This is a genomic window from Oscillibacter sp. (assembly GCF_040505565.1).
Lineage (GTDB): Bacteria > Bacillota > Clostridia > Oscillospirales > Oscillospiraceae > Oscillibacter.
On the sequence record NZ_JBEUWZ010000002.1, the window covers coordinates 1 to 16,803 of the forward strand.

Consider the following 16,803-nt stretch of genomic DNA (forward strand, 5'->3'; position numbering starts at 1 on the left):
AGCCCGGCGCACCCGGAGACCGGAAGCCGTTTGGCAAGCCCGGCGCACCCGGAGACCGGAAACCCTTCGGCAAGCCCGGCGCACCCGGAGACCGGAAACCCTTCGGCAAGCCCGGCGCACCCGGAGAGCGGAAGCCCTTCGGCAAGCCCGGCGCACCCGGAGACCGGAAACCCTTCGGCAGGCCCGGCGCGCCCGGAGAGCGGAAGCCCTTCGGCAAGCCCAGCGCGCCCGGAGACCGGAAACCCTTCGGCAACCCCGGTGCACCCGGCAGAGGGTCAAATCCCTTTGCACACAACCATCCCGTGAAGCACGGGAAAGGCTCCTTCCCCAAGAAACACGACTGAAAACACTCCCCCGTTCCGGGGGTTTAAGCAGAGGGCGACGCTCCCTTTGCTTCGCCACACGGCGGCGAGAGATAAATTGCCTTTCCGGCGGCACATCCGCGGAGAAGAACCCTGACCCACCCGCCCAAGCAGGCGGCACGGGCCGCAGAGAGGAGACGGCGTCCCCCCTCGCAAGCGAACGATGGAGGTGGCTTTATTGAGTACGAGCACAACGAATAAATACAGAGTCCGAGAACTGGCTAAGGATTTCGGCCTGAACAACAAGGACGTGATGGAGATTTTGGGAAAGTACGGCGAGGCTCCCAAGAGCAATATGCAGGCTCTGACCGACGACGAACTGTCGCTGGTGTTTGAGTCCTTGACCCAGGCCCATCCGGTGGCCAGCATTCAGGAGATTTTTGCCGATACCTATCAGGAGTCGAAGAAAAAGGACCAGCCCGCGGGAATCTCTGCTCCGGCTGCTTCCGCTTCGGTTTCTGCCGAACAGCCGGCCCAGACGCAGCGGCCCGCCGCCCCAGGGGCTCAGTCCCAGAAGGACACTCCTCCCGCGGCCCACGCGGTTCCCACTGCCCAGCCGGCCGCCATACAGGCAAAGTCCGCGCTGCAGCAGCCCACTACCCGTGTCCCCCAGAAAAAGGTCGTGGATACCCGTAAGGGCGGAGACGTGAATCTGGCAAAGTATGACGAGCGGCTGGAGCAGATGGCTCCCGAGAAGGCCCAGCGGATGCAGGCGCCTTCCGGAAACAAGCAGAAGTTTCGGCCCAACAACAACCGCCGTCCCACCCCCGGGATGACCTTCTCCAACAAACGGCGGCAAGATGAGCAGGAGAAGATGCGCCGCCTTCAGCTGGAGATTGCCAAGAAGGCCCCGCTGAAGGTGTCCATCCCCGATGAGATCAGCGTGGGCGAGCTGGCCTCCCGCATGAAGAAAACCGGCGCGGAGGTAGTCAAGGTGCTGATGAAAAGCGGCATTATGGCCTCTCTGCCCCAGATTATTGACTATGACACCGCTGCATTGGTGGCGCTGGAGTTCAACTGCAAGGTAGAGCACGAGGTCACCGTCACCATTGAGGAGCAGCTGATCGACTCCCACGAGGACACCGTGGAAGACCTGGTTGACCGCGCCCCTGTGGTGGTGGTCATGGGCCACGTCGACCACGGCAAGACCTCCCTTCTGGACGCCATCCGCAACACCTCTGTTGCCGAGGGGGAGGCTGGCGGCATCACCCAGCATATCGGCGCGTATCAGGTCCAGCTGGATGGCAAGCCTATCACCTTCCTGGATACCCCGGGCCATGAGGCATTTACCTCCATGCGTGCCCGCGGCGCCATGATTACCGACATCGCCATTCTGGTGGTGGCGGCGGACGACGGCATCATGCCCCAGACCGTGGAGTCTATCAACCATGCAAAAGCTGCGGGTATCCCCATCGTTGTGGCAATCAACAAGATCGACAAGCCCAACGCTAATCCGGAAAAGGTCAAGCAACAGATGACGGAGTATGGTTTGTTGACCGAGGACTGGGGCGGCGACACCATTTGCTGCCCGATTTCCGCCAAAAAGAATATCGGAATTGACAAGCTGCTGGAAATGGTGATTCTGACCGCTGAAATGGCGGAGCTGAAGGCCAACCCGAACCGCGCCGCCTCCGGTACGGTGATTGAAGCAAGACTGGACAAAGGCCGTGGTCCCATCGCAACGCTGCTGGTCCAGAACGGCACCCTGAAACAGGGCGATACCATCATCGCCGGCACCGCCGTGGGCCGTGTGCGGACCATGACCAGTTCCAAGGGCAAGCGCCTGGAAGAGGCCGGCCCCTCGGTCCCCGTGGAAATTGCGGGCCTTTCCGAGGCACCCGCGGCTGGCTGCACCTTCAACGTGGTCGCCGACGAGCGCATGGCCAGAGAGCTGGTGGAGCAGCGCAAGGCGGAGGAGAAGCTGAAATCCGCCGCACCGGTCCAGAAGGTATCTCTTGAAAATCTATTTGATCAGATCCAGGCCGGTGAGCGCAAGGAACTGGCTCTGATCGTCAAAGCCGACGTACAGGGCAGCGTTGAGGCTGTTCGGACCTCTCTTGAAAAGCTCAGCAACGATGAGGTCGGCGTCCGGGTCATACACGGCGGCGTGGGTGCCATCAGCGAATCTGACGTGATGCTGGCCGCCTCTACCGGAGCCATCATCGTGGGCTTCAACGTCCGTCCGGACGCCGCCGCCCGTGACGGAGCGATCCGGCAAAACGTGGATATGCGGATGTACCGCGTGATCTACGACTGCATCGACGAGATTGAAGCCGCCATGAAGGGTATGCTGGCTCCCAAATTCAAGGAAGTGATCCTGGGTCACGCGGAGGTCCGCCTGACCTATAAGGTCTCTTCCGTGGGCACAGTTGCAGGCTGCTATGTGCAGGACGGCAAGCTGACCCGCGACTGCGACGTGCGCGTGGTGCGGGGCGGTATCGTGGTTCACGAGGGCAAGCTGGGCTCTTTGCAGCGGTTCAAGGATACCGTCAAAGAGGTCACCACCAACTACGAGTGCGGCTTGACGGTGGAGAAGTTCAATGACCTCAAAGAGGGCGATATCATCGAGGGCTTTGCCATGGAGGAAATTCCCCGGTAATTGGACACAATAGGGGCGGCGCATGGTCGCCGCCCCATACTTTTTTATGATCGCCACAGGCGGATATTTTTCTTGGAGGACCCCCGCAGAAAGGAGCATTCTATGGCAAGCAATCGCATCGGCCGAATCAACGAAGAGATCCAGCGCGAGCTGGCGGCCCAGATACGCAGTTTAAAGGACCCCCGCGTCAGCAGCACCGGTATGGTCTCTGTCACCCGAGTGAACACAACGCCGGACCTTCGCTATGCGCAGGTGTTTATCAGCGTTTTGGACAAGGCCCAGGAAAAGGATGTACTCAAGGGCCTGAAGTCTGCCGCTGGATTTCTGCGGCGGGAGCTGGGCGCGGCTTTGCGCCTGCGGTATACCCCGGAGCTGCAGTTTGTGGCGGACGACTCCATTGAGCACGGCGCTCACATTCTGGAGTTGCTCCGGAGCATGGAGCGCAAGGACGCCCAGAGAGGCGGACAGGAGGAGGACGAATGACCGATCTGACGGTTTCTCAGGCCGCCGCGCTTCTGCGGCGGTTTGACGACGTGCTTATTCTGACGCATGTGCGCCCCGATGGAGACACCGTGGGCTGCGCCGCGGCGCTGTGTGTTGGGCTGCGGGCGCTGGGCAAGCGGGCATATTTGCTGCGTAATTCCGGCCAGACCCGCACCACTGCGCCCTATATTCAGCCCTATGAGGCGCCGGAGGATTTTATCCCCGCGAAGATCGTGTCCACCGATATCGCTTCCCTGGGGCTGCTGCCCAAAAATGCGGAGCGCTACGCAGATAAAGTCGATCTTGCCATCGACCATCACCCCTCCTTTGAACGCTTCGGCAGGGAGAATATTGTGAGGCCGGAGGCTGCGGCCTGTGGAGAGCTGATTTACGATATTTTGCGGGAGCTGGGACCCGTCACGGCGGAGATCGCTCTTCCGCTCTACGTGGCGGTTTCCACGGACACAGGCTGCTTTCAGTACAGCAATACCTCCGCAAACACCCATCGGGTGGCGGCGGAGCTGCTGGATACCGGTATCGACTACCAAACGGCGAACAAAATTTTCTTCCGTACAAAGAGCCGCAAGCGCATGACCATGGAGGGCGATATGCTGGCCAACATGGAGTTTTATGACGGCGGCCGCGTGGTGGTGCTGAAGGTTCCCATCTCTTTGATGGAACGGGTTCAGGCCGACGAGGGGGACGCCGAGGACCTCAGCTCTCTGGGCGGACAGATCGAGGGCAGCGATTGCGCCATCACCATGCGGGAGCTGAAGCCGGACGTGTGGAAATTCTCCGTCCGCACGGGCGAACGCGTCAACGCCAGCACCGTCTGCGCGGAGCTTGGCGGCGGCGGGCACGCGGCGGCGGCGGGCTGTACCGTGGAGGCCCCCCTTTTGGAGGCAAAACGCAAAATGCTGGACGCAGTCGAAAAAGTGGCCGGGAAATTTACAGACTGACGAAGGTATTCCCATTTGGAAATCTGGACCGGGGAGGGCGCTGTATGCCCAATGGAATTATCATCATCGACAAGCCCACGGATTGGACCAGCATGGACGTGTGTGCAAAAATACGCGGTATCCTGCGGGAAAAGCGGGTGGGTCACGGCGGAACGCTGGACCCCATGGCCACCGGTGTTCTGCCCGTTTTTGTGGGACAGGCTACCCGGGCGGTGGAGTTCGCGGAAAACGGGAGCAAAGAGTATGTGGCGGGGCTTCGACTGGGACTGGTCACCGACACGCAGGATGTGACCGGGACGACCATAGAGACCCATGAGGCGGCGGTTTCACGGGAGGCGCTGGCAACTGTTCTGCCGCAGTTTACGGGAGAAATCCAGCAGCTTCCGCCTATGTATTCCGCCATCAAGATCAATGGCAGGAAGCTGTGCGACGTGGCCCGAAAGGGCGGCGAGGTGGAGCGAACCCCTCGAAGCATCACCATCTATGAGCTGGAAATTCTGGAACAGACCGGCCCCGCTGATTTCACTCTTCGGTGCGTTTGTTCCAAGGGCACCTATATCCGCACCCTCTGCCACGACATCGGCCGGGCGCTGGGCTGCGGTGGGTGCATGGCGTCCCTGCGGCGGACCATGGCCGCGGGATTCACGCTTTCCCAGGCGGTGAGCATCGGCGACGTGCAGGAACAGGGCGAGACCCTTCTGCTGCCAACAGACCGGTACTTTGCAAAGTACCCTGCCTATACGATCACTGCACAGAGGCAGGAAAAGCGCTGTCGGAACGGAAATCCGATGGACGCCCCCAACTGTCCGGATGGGATTTACCGGGTGTATGGGTGCGGAGGCGAGTTTCTCAGTCTCTCCAGGGCGGAGGGCGGAGTCCTGACATCGATGAAGAATTTTTTTGGAGCGTAACATATGAAAGAACGCGTGATTGCGCTTGGCTTTTTTGACGGCGTACATCTGGGCCACGCCGCTCTGCTGCGCCGAACGGTGGAGGAAGCCGCGCGGCGGGGCTGCGTCCCGGCGGTATTTACCTTTGACCGGGCGCCGAAAGAGGTGGTCACCGGAACTCCCTGCCCCCTCATCAACTCTCCGGAAGACCGGCGGGATCTGGTCCGCCGGCTGTTCGGCATCGACGATATTTTGATGGTGCCTTTTGACCACGAGATGATGACCACTCCGTGGGATGCGTTTGTGACGGAAATTCTGGTAAAGCGATACCACGCCATTCATCTGGTGGCGGGACACGACCATCATTTCGGATACAAAAATCAGGGTTCCCCGGATCTTTTGCGGGGCAAGTGCGCCGAACTTGGAATCGGCTGTGATATTATTCCGAAGGTGGAGCACGCGGGAATCACCGTCAGCTCCACCTATATCCGCCGGTTGGTGGAACTGGGTCAGATGGCGCGGGCGGCGGAATTTCTGGGCCATCCCCACGTGCTGTCCCAGGTGGTGAAGCACGGGCGGCGCATCGGGCGGACCATTGGCATCCCCACCATCAACTTCACGGTTCCGCCCCATGTGCTGGTGCCCGGTCACGGGGTTTACGCCACGAAAGCCTGCCTGCCGGACGGCAGGGAGCTGGGTGGTGTCACCAATGTAGGGACCCGGCCCACCGTCCACAACGGGACGGATATCACTGTGGAGACCTATTTGTTGGATTTTGACGGCGACCTGTACGGGCAGACCGTCCGGTTGGAATTCTGCCGACACCTGCGGGACGAGGTCCGGTTTGACTCTCTGGAGAGCCTGAAATCGCAGATCGCCGCAGATGCTGACGCGGTCCGGGCGCTGTTCGCGGCAAAATGAATGCGCGTCACCGATCAGGCGCCGGCTTGTAAAGAGCGAAGCAGGGCCTCTCCCAGGAGAGGCCCTGCTTCGCTCTATCCGAATTCATGTGGATCCTGGGACCCGTGAAAACCTTATGCCAGATACAGCAGCTTTTTCAAAAATTCCACGCCCTTGGGCAGAATCAGCTCGTCGTCGAAGTTAAAGGTATTGGCGTGAAGCTGGGCGGTATCCCCCACGCCAAGGAAGAAAAATACGCCGGGAACACACTGCTGATAAAAGGAAAAGTCCTCAGCCGCCAGCGCGGGCTGGGGAAGCAGGGAGAGTGCGCCCGCACCCAATCCGGACCGGACGGTCTCAAACAGCTCCTCGTGGTTCCAGACGGGGGGATAGCCCTCGTTGAGGTGGAGCTTCACATCGCAGCCGGTAGAGCGCTCCACCCGGTCGCAGACCTCTTCCATCCCCTTGCGCAGAAGGGTGAAGGATGCGTCGGAAAAGGAGCGGAGACAGCCCAGCAGCTCCGAGTGGCCGCTGACCACATTCCGGGCATCGCCGGAAGTCAGCTTGCCGAATCGAAGGACCCGGGGCTCCTCCGGCGGCAGCGCCTCCCTCTCCATGGCCATGGCCCGCTGCACCAACTCCACAGCGGCCAGCAGCGCGTCCCGTCCCTCGGCGGCCTTGGAAATGTGAACGCTTTTTCCGGTGATACAAACGGTCATCTCACTGGCGCGAGCCATCTGGGGACCGGGTTTTGCCCAGACCGTCCCCGCCGGAAGACCGGGCCACAGATGCAGTCCGAACACACGGCGGACCCGCCGCCGCTCCAAAATGCCCGTCTCGCAGAGCAGTCCGGCTCCGCCGGTGGTCTCCTCCGCAGGCTGGAACAAAAACAATACGTTTCTGGGCAGCTTCTCCAGATTCTCACTGACGTATTCTGCCAGCGCCAGCGCCATGGCGGTGTGTCCGTCGTGGCCGCAGGCATGCATATTACCCGGGTGCTCCGAGGCAAAGGGCAGATCCGTCTCTTCTGTCTCCGGAAGCGCGTCCATGTCCGCCCGGAAGGCTACCGTCTCCTCTTTTCCAGCGTCAAAAAACGCGCAGACGCTGCCGCGGATGGGATTTAAAATATGGCAGCGCAGAGTCTCCAATTTGCTCTGCACGAAAGCTACCGTCTCCGGAAGATCGCTGTCAAGCTCCGGAATGCGGTGCAGCAAACGGCGATATGTGATGACAGAGTCCATGCCGTCACCTCCTATTTTGCTCAGTATAACACCTTCATGGCAAAAAAAACAGAGGAGGAAGTGCTTTTGTCGAAACACACAAAGCGAGCCGGGGAAGACAAAAAGCGTTCGCCGCAATCTGCGGCGAACGCTTAAGTTTTTGCAGCTCTGTGCCCTTTTCCTGCGCGTCAGCCCAATTCTGCCCTGCGTCTCAGCTGGAAACCACCGAGACGCCGACAAAGCTGAACCAGCCCCGCGCGTCGCGGCAAAGACCGGACCAGCCCTCCCGCAGCTTCCAGCCCGTGCCGGTGGTATAAAGGGGGCAGACCGCAGCTTCATCCAGCAAAAGCGCCTCAGCGTCGTGGAGGCAGGCAAGCCGCGCTGCCGGGTCCGACGCGCTGTCGATGATGTTCAGCAGGGTATCGTAGGCGCCGTTGTCGTAGTGTACCGTGTTTTGAGAGGACTTTTCGGAAAAGGGAGCGAGGAACCCCTCCGCATCGTTCAGCAGCGCAGACACGGAGGTTCCCGCCATACAGTAATCCCCGGAGCTCAGCGCCGCGGACATTTCATTCGGTGCTACTGCCCGCGCCCGGACCTTTATGCCAAGTACGGATTGCCACTCGCTTATCAGTTCGCCGGCGATCTGGGCCGCCGGGCCCTCGTCCACGTAGATATATTCCAGATTATAGTGGCTGTCATAGCTGCTGTCGGCCAGCAGCCCTTTTGCCTGAGCGCAGTTATTTTCGTAATCCTCTTCTGCCGTGTTCAGAAGATCACCGCCGGCTGTGCGGAAATCCTGCTCTTCGCTGCCGGGGATACCATAGGGTACCAGTCCCTCCGCCGCCTTTGCGGTGCTGCCCGCCAGCGCGGCTATGGCCTGCCGGTCCACAGCCAGAGTCAGAGCCCGCCGGACTGCGGGGTCGTCAAAGGGCTGCTGTTTACCGTTGAACAGGACCGTGTAGGTGGAGAGCTGCGGCGTAAGGGACTGTCCTTCCGAGATCAGAGTCTCCAGCTGCGTCTGGGGCAGGGCGTATGTGAAATCCACGGTTTTCTTGTCAAACAGCGTCCAGGCACCCTCCGCACGGTCAGCAAAGAGGAAATGAACGCCGTCGTTGCCGACACGGCCGTAATAGCGGTCGCTGCGCGTCAGATCAAGGGTTTTGCCGGATTGATAGTCGGACACCTGATAGGCCCCGTTGGTCACAAGGCGGGTGGGGTCATGCCACCATTTCAAAGGCGCAACTCCCTCCCCGGCGGATTCTGCGGAGGTCTGGGCGCTCTCCTTCAAAGACTGCACCACATCCTGCCGCAAGGGGCTGGTGGCAGGGGAGGTGCAGACCTGCGTCAAAAACCATTCGTATTTTCCGGAGAGGACGACCTCCAGCGTTGAGTCATTTTTCGCGGTAACAGCAAGCTTGCTGGGGTCTCCCCCGGCGCGGACGGCACCGTAGCCCTGCACTGCGGACAGCAGCTCGGCATTGGGGGACAGCGTCAGCGGATTGGCCAGACGCTGCCAGGCATATACAAAATCATCCGCGGTGACCGCCTGCCCATCGGACCAGCGGGCGCTGCGCAGGTGGAAGGTATAGGTCGTGGTACCGTCAAAGTTTTCCTTCACATCCACACTTTTTGCCATGCCCGCCACCACGGTGGTGCCACCGCTGGTACTGCAGGTCATGCGCATCAGGTTTTCATATAGATTGCCCACCACCGTATTGTCTGCGGCAGTGGAAACATAGGCGGGGTCAAAGGTGGTCACGTCACTTCCTGCGCACACCGGCAGAATCGATACCTCCTCCGTGTCGCCGCAGCCGCACAGCGTCCCGGCGCACAGCACCGCAGACAGCGCCATGGCCACCCATCGCTTCATTTGTCTCATGTGTATTTCTCCTTACAGAATACGGCGCCCGGAGGCGCGTTTTGCCGCATTCACCGCTTTGCGGTGTAAAAGGATTTTCGCAAGGACGCGAAAACATTGAATATTATTATACGTGCTTTTGCGCACGGTTGTAAAGGCGAAGAAAGAAAAAAGTAACAAATATTTACAAATTTAAGAAATTGTTAACAAGTTTCTTCTGCTTTAAACATCCGGGGACTCTGCAAGACTAAAAAAGCTGTTGAAAAAGCACCGGCTTTTTCAACAGCTTGACGGCGGCAGAGGAAACTCCTTCTGCCGCCAAAATATCGGATCAGTGGCTGAGAATATACCGCTCCAATTCCGCGGCGGTCCGCACCACCGCCACAGCCCCGGCTTCTTCCAGTTCACCGGGGGCGGCATAACCGAAAAATTCCACGCCCACGCAGTCGATGCCGCACTCCTTCGCACCCAGCACATCATACTTCCGGTCGCCAACCATCAGGACGGAGGGCTTGTCCGCATCGCTCAGGCCAAGGCGGCGGAGCGTATCCCGAATGACGTCGGCCTTCGTGTAATCACCGTGGAGCGGACTGCCCGCGATGGCGGTGAGGAACGGCGCGAAACCGAATCGCTCACAGATATCCAGGCACAGCTCCTCCGGCTTGGAGGAGGACAGCGCCAACAGGTACCCCGCCTTCTTCAGCCGGGCGCAAAGCTCCGGCAACCCAGGCGCTGCCGCATTCTCGAATTTTCCAATCGGCTCATACCGTTCCCGGAATGCCTCAATTCCCACCGTCGCCTGTTCCTTTGTCAGACCGCCCAACTCCATGAAGGTGTCCTGCAGTGGAGGACCGATAAACTTGATCAGCGTCGCCTCGTCGGGTATGGGCTTGCCCAGCTTTTCAAACGCATAGCGCAGACAGTTGAGTATCCCCTCTTTGGAATCCGTCAGCGTTCCGTCCAGATCAAATAAAATAACATGATACATAAAGTTTCCCTCGCTTCCGTTCCGAAATATTTTATCATGTTCTGCCGCGCCGCGCAAGTCGGCAATTCATGCATGTGATGCTCAGAAAAAGCGGCGTCCTGTAAAAATTTACGGCGGAGGTCTTGACTTTTTGAAAGTCTGTGTTAATGTATTACGTGCGTAATACATTGAGCGGGCGCTTCTGGATGTTCTGGAGATCGTCGCCTGAATTGGGTCCGGTTTCAAGCTTTGTTTAAGGTGAATGATGGAAACTGTCCTATAGTACATAATACGGCCCAAGGCCGGATGCGAGGCTTATGTAAGGAAATGAGGAATAGTATGAGCGAAGAATTGCAGGAAAAAACCGAGGTACAAAAGCCGGACGCCGCGCCGGTGAAAAAGAAAAAGTTTCGAGTTCCCGGAAAGCTGAAGGGACTGTGGAGCCATAAGAAGCTGCGCAAATGGCTGATTTTGGCGGTGGTTCTGGTGGTGGCGGCATCTCTGGTCTTTCACAGCTTCAGCAAAAAAAAGGATGCTGCCGCGGTTACCTATGTGGAGGAGGCCGCGTCCTACCGAGCCATTACCCAGTCCCTCAGCGGCACCGGTACGCTTCAGCCTGCCAACTCCTACACCGTTACCACCCTGAAAGAGGGCGAGGTCCAGTCGGCGGATTTTGAGGAGGGCGATACCGTGACCAAGGGCACCGTCCTCTATAAGCTGGACGGCTCCGACGTCAGCAGCAATCTGGAAAAGGCCCAGCTTTCGCTGAACCAGGCTCAGCGCAGCTATGAAAAAGCGGCCTATGCCCAGTCCCCGGTGGCGGGCACCGTAGCCTCTCTGGACGTGAAGACGGGCGACGTGGTGAAGGCCGGTCAGACCATAGCCACGGTACGCGACAATTCCGCCATGACCCTGAAGGTACCCTTCGCGTCGGACGACGCGGCCGGTTTTTATGTGGGCGAGAGCGCGTCCGTGATTCTGGACGGATCATTTGAAACGCTTGCCGGCCGGGTGACCGCAGTCTCCGCCGCCGATACGGTACTCACCGGCAACCGCATCGTGCGCTATGTGACAGTCTCCGTGACCAACCCCGGCGGTCTTACCAACACGCAGGTCGCCACCGCCACCATCAATGGCTGCGGTTCCAGCGAGAATGCGACTCTTTCGTATAAGGCGGCGGAGGATGTGACCGCAGCCTCCGGCGGCACTGTGGCCGCCGTCAACGTGAAGGAGGGCGGAAACGTATCCGCCGGGCAGACCATCGTCACCTTTGCCTCCAACGCGGCCAATGACTCCGTTCAGTCGGCGGAGGATAATCTGCAAAATGCGGAGCTGAGCATGGAGAACTCTCAGAAAGAGTTGGACGATTACACCATCATCTCCCCCATCGACGGCACCATCGTGGATAAGAAGATCAAGGCCGGTGAAAAGGTTAAGTCCGGTGACACTCTTTGCGCGATCTACGACCTGAGTTATCTGGAAATGAACCTCAACGTGGATGAGTTGGATGTGACGAAGGTGTCGGTGGGCCAGAAGGTTACCATCACGGCGAATGCCGTGGAGGGTCAGACCTTCACCGGCGAGGTGACTAAGATTTCCATGGCCGGAACGACCAGTAACAATGCAACCACCTACCCCGTCACCATTCGCATTAGCGACTACGGCAAGCTGTGGCCAGGTATGAATGTGGACGCGAAGATTGTTACTGCGGAAAATGACAATGCGCTTTCTATCCCCAGCGCTGCTGTGGAGCGGGGCAACAAGGTGCTGATCACCGCTGCTTCTCCCAGTGCGGCCAACGCTCTGAAGGACGCGGCGCCCGAGGGCTACGTCTATGTCTCCGTGAAAACGGGCGTCAGCAATGACGATTACATCGAGGTCACCTCCGGTCTTCAGGAGGGCGACAAGGTAGCCTATCTGCCCTTCGTCAGCACCTCTTCCGCCATGGACGTTTTGATGGGGGATGACTCCGAAAACGGGCCCAACGGCAGCGAAAATAGAGACGGCCGAGGACCCAGCGGCAGCGCTCCCAGCGGCGGAGGTCCGACGGAATGAGCGCGCTGATTGAATTTCAGAATGTCTCCAAGGTTTATGAGATGGGCGATTCCGTTGTCCGAGCCGCGGACCACATTTCCATGCGGATCGAAAAGGGCGAGTTTGTGGCTATCGTGGGCCAGTCGGGTTCCGGCAAATCCACCTGCATGAACATCATCGGCTGTCTGGACGTCCCCTCCTCCGGCACCTATCTGCTGGACGGTCAGGATGTGGGCAAAATGAATAAAAATCAGCTGGCGGAAATTCGCAACAAGATGCTGGGCTTTATCTTTCAGCAGTACAATCTGCTGACCAAACTGACGCTGCTGGAAAATGTAGAGGTCCCCATGATGTATGCCGGTGTTTCAAGGAGCGACCGGCGGGAGCGGGCCAAGGTGGCTCTGGAGATGGTGGGGCTTGGAAGCAAGTTGAACCACAAGCCCGCCCAACTCTCCGGCGGCCAGCAACAGCGTGTTTCCGTCGCCCGGGCGCTGGTGGGTGAGCCTGCGGTGATTCTGGCCGATGAGCCCACCGGCGCGCTGGACTCCCACACCGGACGGGAGGTGCTGGCACTTTTGCAGCAACTCCACGCCGCAGGCAACACCGTGGTCCTCATTACCCACGATAACTCCATCGCCGTTCAGGCCCAGCGCATTATCCGGCTGGAAGACGGTCGCGTCATTTACGACGGGGACGCCCACGCGCCGGAGGCGGTGGTATCGCCGAATTTGGCAGGAACAGGGGGCGGACAATGAAATTAACGGAAGCCTTCCAGCTCGCCATCAAAAACATACGAGGAAGCAAAATGCGCACCTTCCTGACGATGCTGGGAATCATCATCGGCATCGCGGCGGTGATCGTCATCGTGGGACTTGGCAACGGCATGGAGAACTATATGAAAGCCAGCTTTGCCGACATGGGAACAAACTCACTGATGGTCTCTATCAAGGGCCGGGGCAGCTCCCGCAGCGTGTCGGAGGCGCAGATGTATGATCTGGTGGCAGAGAACCCCGACTATCTCGACCAAATCTCCCCCACGGTCAGCTTGTCCGGCGGGGTGAAAATTGGAACGAAGAGTGTATCCTCCACCACCGTCACAGGGGTCAGCGAGGCCTATTTCGACATGAAGAACTATACCGTCTCCGCGGGACGGGCGCTTCAGTATGTGGATGTGTCCAATCGGCGGGATGTCTGCGTGGTGGGCAACTATTTGAATAAGACCTACTATGACGGAAATGCCGTTGGTCAGACCATCCGACTGAGCGGCAGAAGCATTACAATTGTGGGCGTCATGAAGCAGGAGACGGACGGGAAAATGGAGGAGGGCGGCACGGACGACTGCGTCTTTCTCCCCTACTCCACCGCCGCCAGAATGTCCTACACCGGCGTGATCAGCAACTATACCATCACGGTGGTGGATGAAGATCAGTCGCGGGCCTGCGTCACCATCGTCGAGGGATACCTTTACCATATTTTCGAGGACAAAGATGCCTATCGCGTGGTCAGTATGGCGGAGCTGTTAAGCACCATGAATTCTATGATCAACGTCATGATCGGAATTTTGGCGGGCATCGCCGCAATTTCCCTGGTGGTGGGCGGCATCGGCATCATGAATATCATGCTGGTGTCCGTCACGGAGCGGACGCGGGAGATCGGCATCCGCAAAGCCCTGGGCGCGAAAGAGCGGTACATTATGCAGCAGTTCGTAATCGAGGCCGCCACCACCTCCGCCCTCGGCGGCGTGCTGGGCATTGTCGTGGGCTATGGCCTTTCCTCCATTGCCACAATCATCGTCTCCGCGCTGATGTCGGAGGGGCTGGCCGTCACCCCATCCATGGGGGCGGTGCTGGGCGCGTTCAGCATTTCCACGCTGATCGGAATCGTGTTCGGCTATCTGCCGGCGAAAAAGGCCGCGCGGATGAACCCGATTGACGCGCTGCATTACGATTGACCGCGCCCGCGCGGCGTTTTGTCTGTGATCGCACAAACCTCGTCTCCGGGCACGGCGTTCCGGAAGGCGGATATTCGACAGGAGAGAAGCAAGTATGAAGAAACGGATTTTATCCCTTTTGATGGCGGTTTGCATGGCGGCGGCGCTGTTCGCCGTCCCCGCGGGGGCCACTGCCGCCAATGACAGCGGCGAAGTTCAGACCATCCGGGCATTGGGTATCCTGGTGGGTGACTCCGCCGGAAACCTGAATCTGGGCGGCAGCGTCACCCGCGCTCAGTTTGCCAAAATGCTGGTGTGCGCTTCCACTTATAAGGACAGCGTGGGCGACGGGGAGGGTGTCTCCCTCTTCAAAGACGTGAAAAGCAACCACTGGGCCTCTCAGTACATTAAAGTCGCTGTGGACGAGGGATGGATGACCGGCTATACCGACGGTACGTTCCGTCCCAGCCAGACCATCACTCTGGAGCAGGCGTGTACCACGGTACTGCGCCTTTTGGGCTACGACTCCTCCACCCTGGCAGGGTCCTTTCCCTTTGCGCAGTTGAGCAAGGCCAGCTCTCTGGGCCTGCGGGACCAGATTACTCTGAGTAAGGGCGGTCTTATGACCCGGTCCGACTGCGTATACCTCTTCTATAACGCTCTGACGGCCCAGACCAGCGGCGGCAAAACCTACGCCACCACACTGGGCTATACCGTCACCAACGGCAATGTGGATTATGCCGCGGTCGTCTCGGCCAACCTGAGCGGGCCCTATGTGGTGGGTTCCGGCAAGTCGCTGAATTTGCCCTTCGCCTCCACGGCGGCCACTGTGTACCGCAACGGGGCGGCGTCCTCCCTCTCCTCCGTGCAGCAGTTCGACGTTTACTATTACAACTCCGGTATGCAGACCGTGTGGATCTATACCGACCGGGCCGGCGGCACCATCACTGCCCTGTCGCCCAGCGCGGCGGCTCCCACCTCCGTCACCGTGGGCACGACCTCCTATACCATCGGCACCGCCACTGCGGCCTATAAGCTGTCCTCCATGGGCGGATTCAAGGTCGGCGATACCGCGCTGCTCCTGCTGGGCATGAACGGCGAGGTGGTAGATGTGGTCAGCGGCAGCGCGGTAGACACCGTTTATTACGGTGTGGTCACCTCCGTGGCTGACTCCTCCACCTCCGGCACTACCGCCGGGACGGAGGTCCGCGTGGCCGTGGCCTGTACCGACGGTGTGGTACACACCTTCTCTGTCAGCCAGCGGGGCGCCTATACGACGGGCAATTTGGTCTCCGTCAGTATGGCCGACGGCGGTACCTCCATTAAGCAGCTCACCGCAAAGACGCTCAGCGGCGCTGTGGATAAGGCGGGCACCAAGTTGGGTGACAAGACCTTTGCCGGGGACGTGCAGATTCTGGATACAACCTCCTCTGGGGCGTGGGTCAAGATTTATCCCAGCCGTCTGGCGGGGTATACACTCTCCACCAGTGATGTGCGCTATTACATCACCAATACGGACGGCAAGATCACCCATTTGATTTTGGACAACGCCACCGGCGACATCTGGTCCTTCTACTACCTGACCACCGTACCTGAAAAGACGGACGGTACATTGACGATCAGCTATGCCGGACTGAAAAACGGGATCTCCACCTCGCTTAACAGCGATGGCAAAGACTTCAACGTGGCCACTGGCGGCACGGGCGTCCAGTTCAACGGCGACGGCACGGTCAAGAACATGCGACAGCTTACTTCCGTGACGTTGGACAGCCTCAGCTCCGTAAGTGCCATGGGCGGGAATACCACCTATGCGCTGGATACCGGCGTGCAGGTTTATCTGCGCAAGCTGAATGCCTCCAACATTATGAATTATTATCAGGTGTCCCTCAGCTCCATCAACGCGTCGGACTATAAGCTCACCGGCTGGGTCGATCAGTTCGGCAGCACCGCGGGCGGACGGGTCCGGATTATCATCGCGGAGCAAAAGTGACCTTTCAAAGGGCAGATAGAAAGGGAGGCCGCACTCTAAGAGTGCGGTCCCCTTTTTTACCGTGGTGCTCCGGGCGTACAGATGCGCCCGGGCTCAAAACCACAGAGCTGTCTCCTCCCGAAACTGGGGAACGGGTCCTGCTTGATAGGGGTCATATCGGCCGAGATTGCAGCCGAACTCCTTTAAAAAACAGATCTGCCCGCTCTGCGTCCATTTGATCAGCGAAATACCGTCAAACGCCTCGGGTTTTCCGCCGTCCATGGCGTTTTTGAAATACCACTCCACCACCGTCTGATCGCCCTTATGAAAAAACTGCCGAATGTCCCACGCCAGGACGGTGCCCCGGCCGTTCCACTCCTCAAACCACAGTTGTATCTTGTCGGCGCCCTGATATGCCGGTCCCCAACTTTCAATATAGACGGCGTCCTGCGAAAAAACGCGTTCAATTCCAAGATTTTTCTTTTTCAGCCACATGTCAAACCAAAGGCGGACAAGTTCTTCCCGTTTATCCACAAAATCCCTCTTCCCTTTTAAAGTCGCTCCTATTTTATCATGCTTTTTACCCTGAGGCAATTCCCCGCTCCCTGGCCGTCCGGCGCTGAGGCAATCTG

General features: G+C 59.1%; 14 protein-coding genes. 10 read left to right on the plus strand and 4 right to left on the minus strand.

What is annotated here, in order from left to right; translation table 11 throughout:
• The 6 genes from ABWQ15_RS00225 to ribF all read left to right on the plus strand — a co-directional run.
• A partial coding sequence (locus ABWQ15_RS00225; RefSeq protein ID WP_353906810.1) for a collagen-like triple helix repeat-containing protein occupies positions 1 to 344 on the plus strand: 344 nt, incomplete at its 5' end.
• 181 nt (positions 345 to 525) lie between these two features.
• On the plus strand, positions 526 to 2,961 hold the full coding sequence (gene infB, locus ABWQ15_RS00230) for a translation initiation factor IF-2 (protein WP_353906811.1): 2,436 nt from the start codon (positions 526 to 528) through the stop codon (positions 2,959 to 2,961).
• 102 nt (positions 2,962 to 3,063) lie between these two features.
• Positions 3,064 to 3,444 (plus strand): 30S ribosome-binding factor RbfA, encoded by a 381-nt coding sequence (gene rbfA, locus ABWQ15_RS00235; RefSeq protein ID WP_353906812.1) that lies wholly within the window; start codon positions 3,064 to 3,066, stop codon positions 3,442 to 3,444.
• Positions 3,441 to 4,403: a DHH family phosphoesterase gene (locus tag ABWQ15_RS00240; protein ID WP_353906813.1), complete on the plus strand. Its 963-nt coding sequence runs from the start codon at positions 3,441 to 3,443 to the stop codon at positions 4,401 to 4,403. The genes rbfA and ABWQ15_RS00240 overlap by 4 nt, the downstream gene beginning before the upstream one ends.
• 44 nt (positions 4,404 to 4,447) lie before the next feature.
• Positions 4,448 to 5,314: a tRNA pseudouridine(55) synthase TruB gene (truB, locus tag ABWQ15_RS00245; protein ID WP_353906814.1), complete on the plus strand. Its 867-nt coding sequence runs from the start codon at positions 4,448 to 4,450 to the stop codon at positions 5,312 to 5,314.
• 3 nt (positions 5,315 to 5,317) lie between these two features.
• Positions 5,318 to 6,214: a riboflavin biosynthesis protein RibF gene (gene ribF / locus ABWQ15_RS00250; RefSeq protein ID WP_353906815.1), complete on the plus strand. Its 897-nt coding sequence runs from the start codon at positions 5,318 to 5,320 to the stop codon at positions 6,212 to 6,214.
• Between the two features lie 113 nt (positions 6,215 to 6,327).
• Here the strand turns inward: ribF and ABWQ15_RS00255 are convergent, their stop codons facing one another.
• The 3 genes from ABWQ15_RS00255 to ABWQ15_RS00265 all read right to left on the minus strand — a co-directional run bounded on the left by ABWQ15_RS00255 (position 6,328) and on the right by ABWQ15_RS00265 (position 10,259).
• Positions 6,328 to 7,434 carry a M20 metallopeptidase family protein gene (locus ABWQ15_RS00255; RefSeq protein WP_353906816.1) on the minus strand — a complete coding sequence of 369 codons (1,107 nt, stop codon included), beginning with the start codon at positions 7,432 to 7,434 and terminating at the stop codon, positions 6,328 to 6,330.
• Between the two features lie 190 nt (positions 7,435 to 7,624).
• Positions 7,625 to 9,292: a peptide ABC transporter substrate-binding protein gene (locus ABWQ15_RS00260; RefSeq protein ID WP_353906817.1), complete on the minus strand. Its 1,668-nt coding sequence runs from the start codon at positions 9,290 to 9,292 to the stop codon at positions 7,625 to 7,627.
• A gap of 310 nt (positions 9,293 to 9,602) precedes the next feature.
• Complete coding sequence (locus ABWQ15_RS00265) at positions 9,603 to 10,259, minus strand: HAD hydrolase-like protein (protein ID WP_353906818.1); 657 nt, start codon at positions 10,257 to 10,259, stop codon at positions 9,603 to 9,605.
• A 318-nt stretch (positions 10,260 to 10,577) separates the two neighbouring features.
• Here ABWQ15_RS00265 and ABWQ15_RS00270 point away from each other — a divergent pair, with 318 nt between their 5' ends.
• From ABWQ15_RS00270 to ABWQ15_RS00285, 4 genes are all read left to right on the plus strand, one after another.
• Positions 10,578 to 12,293 (plus strand): efflux RND transporter periplasmic adaptor subunit, encoded by a 1,716-nt coding sequence (locus ABWQ15_RS00270; RefSeq protein ID WP_353906819.1) that lies wholly within the window; start codon positions 10,578 to 10,580, stop codon positions 12,291 to 12,293.
• Positions 12,290 to 13,027 (plus strand): ABC transporter ATP-binding protein, encoded by a 738-nt coding sequence (locus ABWQ15_RS00275; RefSeq protein ID WP_353906820.1) that lies wholly within the window; start codon positions 12,290 to 12,292, stop codon positions 13,025 to 13,027. Before ABWQ15_RS00270 ends, ABWQ15_RS00275 begins: the two co-directional genes overlap by 4 nt.
• On the plus strand, positions 13,024 to 14,223 hold the full coding sequence (locus tag ABWQ15_RS00280; protein WP_353906821.1) for an ABC transporter permease: 1,200 nt from the start codon (positions 13,024 to 13,026) through the stop codon (positions 14,221 to 14,223). Before ABWQ15_RS00275 ends, ABWQ15_RS00280 begins: the two co-directional genes overlap by 4 nt.
• 94 nt (positions 14,224 to 14,317) lie before the next feature.
• Entirely contained in the window at positions 14,318 to 16,192 is a 1,875-nt protein-coding gene (locus ABWQ15_RS00285) for an S-layer homology domain-containing protein (protein ID WP_353906822.1), read from the plus strand.
• Between the two features lie 93 nt (positions 16,193 to 16,285).
• On the opposite strand, the gene ABWQ15_RS00290 is transcribed toward ABWQ15_RS00285, so the two are convergent.
• On the minus strand, positions 16,286 to 16,705 hold the full coding sequence (locus ABWQ15_RS00290; RefSeq protein ID WP_353906823.1) for a nuclear transport factor 2 family protein: 420 nt from the start codon (positions 16,703 to 16,705) through the stop codon (positions 16,286 to 16,288).
• Positions 16,706 to 16,803: the final 98 nt, after the last annotated feature.

Bases quoted from the DNA above. Each gene is read 5' to 3' on its own strand.
- ABWQ15_RS00270 (WP_353906819.1), top strand. From the start codon at position 10,578: ATGAGCGAAGAATTGCAGGAAAAAACCGAGGTACAAAAGCCGGACGCC.
- ABWQ15_RS00240 (WP_353906813.1), top strand. From the start codon at position 3,441: ATGACCGATCTGACGGTTTCTCAGGCCGCCGCGCTTCTGCGGCGGTTT.
- truB (WP_353906814.1), top strand. From the start codon at position 4,448: ATGCCCAATGGAATTATCATCATCGACAAGCCCACGGATTGGACCAGC.
- ABWQ15_RS00260 (WP_353906817.1), bottom strand. From the start codon at position 9,292: ATGAGACAAATGAAGCGATGGGTGGCCATGGCGCTGTCTGCGGTGCTG.
- rbfA (WP_353906812.1), top strand. From the start codon at position 3,064: ATGGCAAGCAATCGCATCGGCCGAATCAACGAAGAGATCCAGCGCGAG.
- infB (WP_353906811.1), top strand. From the start codon at position 526: ATGGAGGTGGCTTTATTGAGTACGAGCACAACGAATAAATACAGAGTC.
- ribF (WP_353906815.1), top strand. From the start codon at position 5,318: ATGAAAGAACGCGTGATTGCGCTTGGCTTTTTTGACGGCGTACATCTG.
- ABWQ15_RS00265 (WP_353906818.1), bottom strand. From the start codon at position 10,259: ATGTATCATGTTATTTTATTTGATCTGGACGGAACGCTGACGGATTCC.
- ABWQ15_RS00280 (WP_353906821.1), top strand. From the start codon at position 13,024: ATGAAATTAACGGAAGCCTTCCAGCTCGCCATCAAAAACATACGAGGA.
- ABWQ15_RS00275 (WP_353906820.1), top strand. From the start codon at position 12,290: ATGAGCGCGCTGATTGAATTTCAGAATGTCTCCAAGGTTTATGAGATG.
- ABWQ15_RS00285 (WP_353906822.1), top strand. From the start codon at position 14,318: ATGAAGAAACGGATTTTATCCCTTTTGATGGCGGTTTGCATGGCGGCG.
- ABWQ15_RS00255 (WP_353906816.1), bottom strand. From the start codon at position 7,434: ATGGACTCTGTCATCACATATCGCCGTTTGCTGCACCGCATTCCGGAG.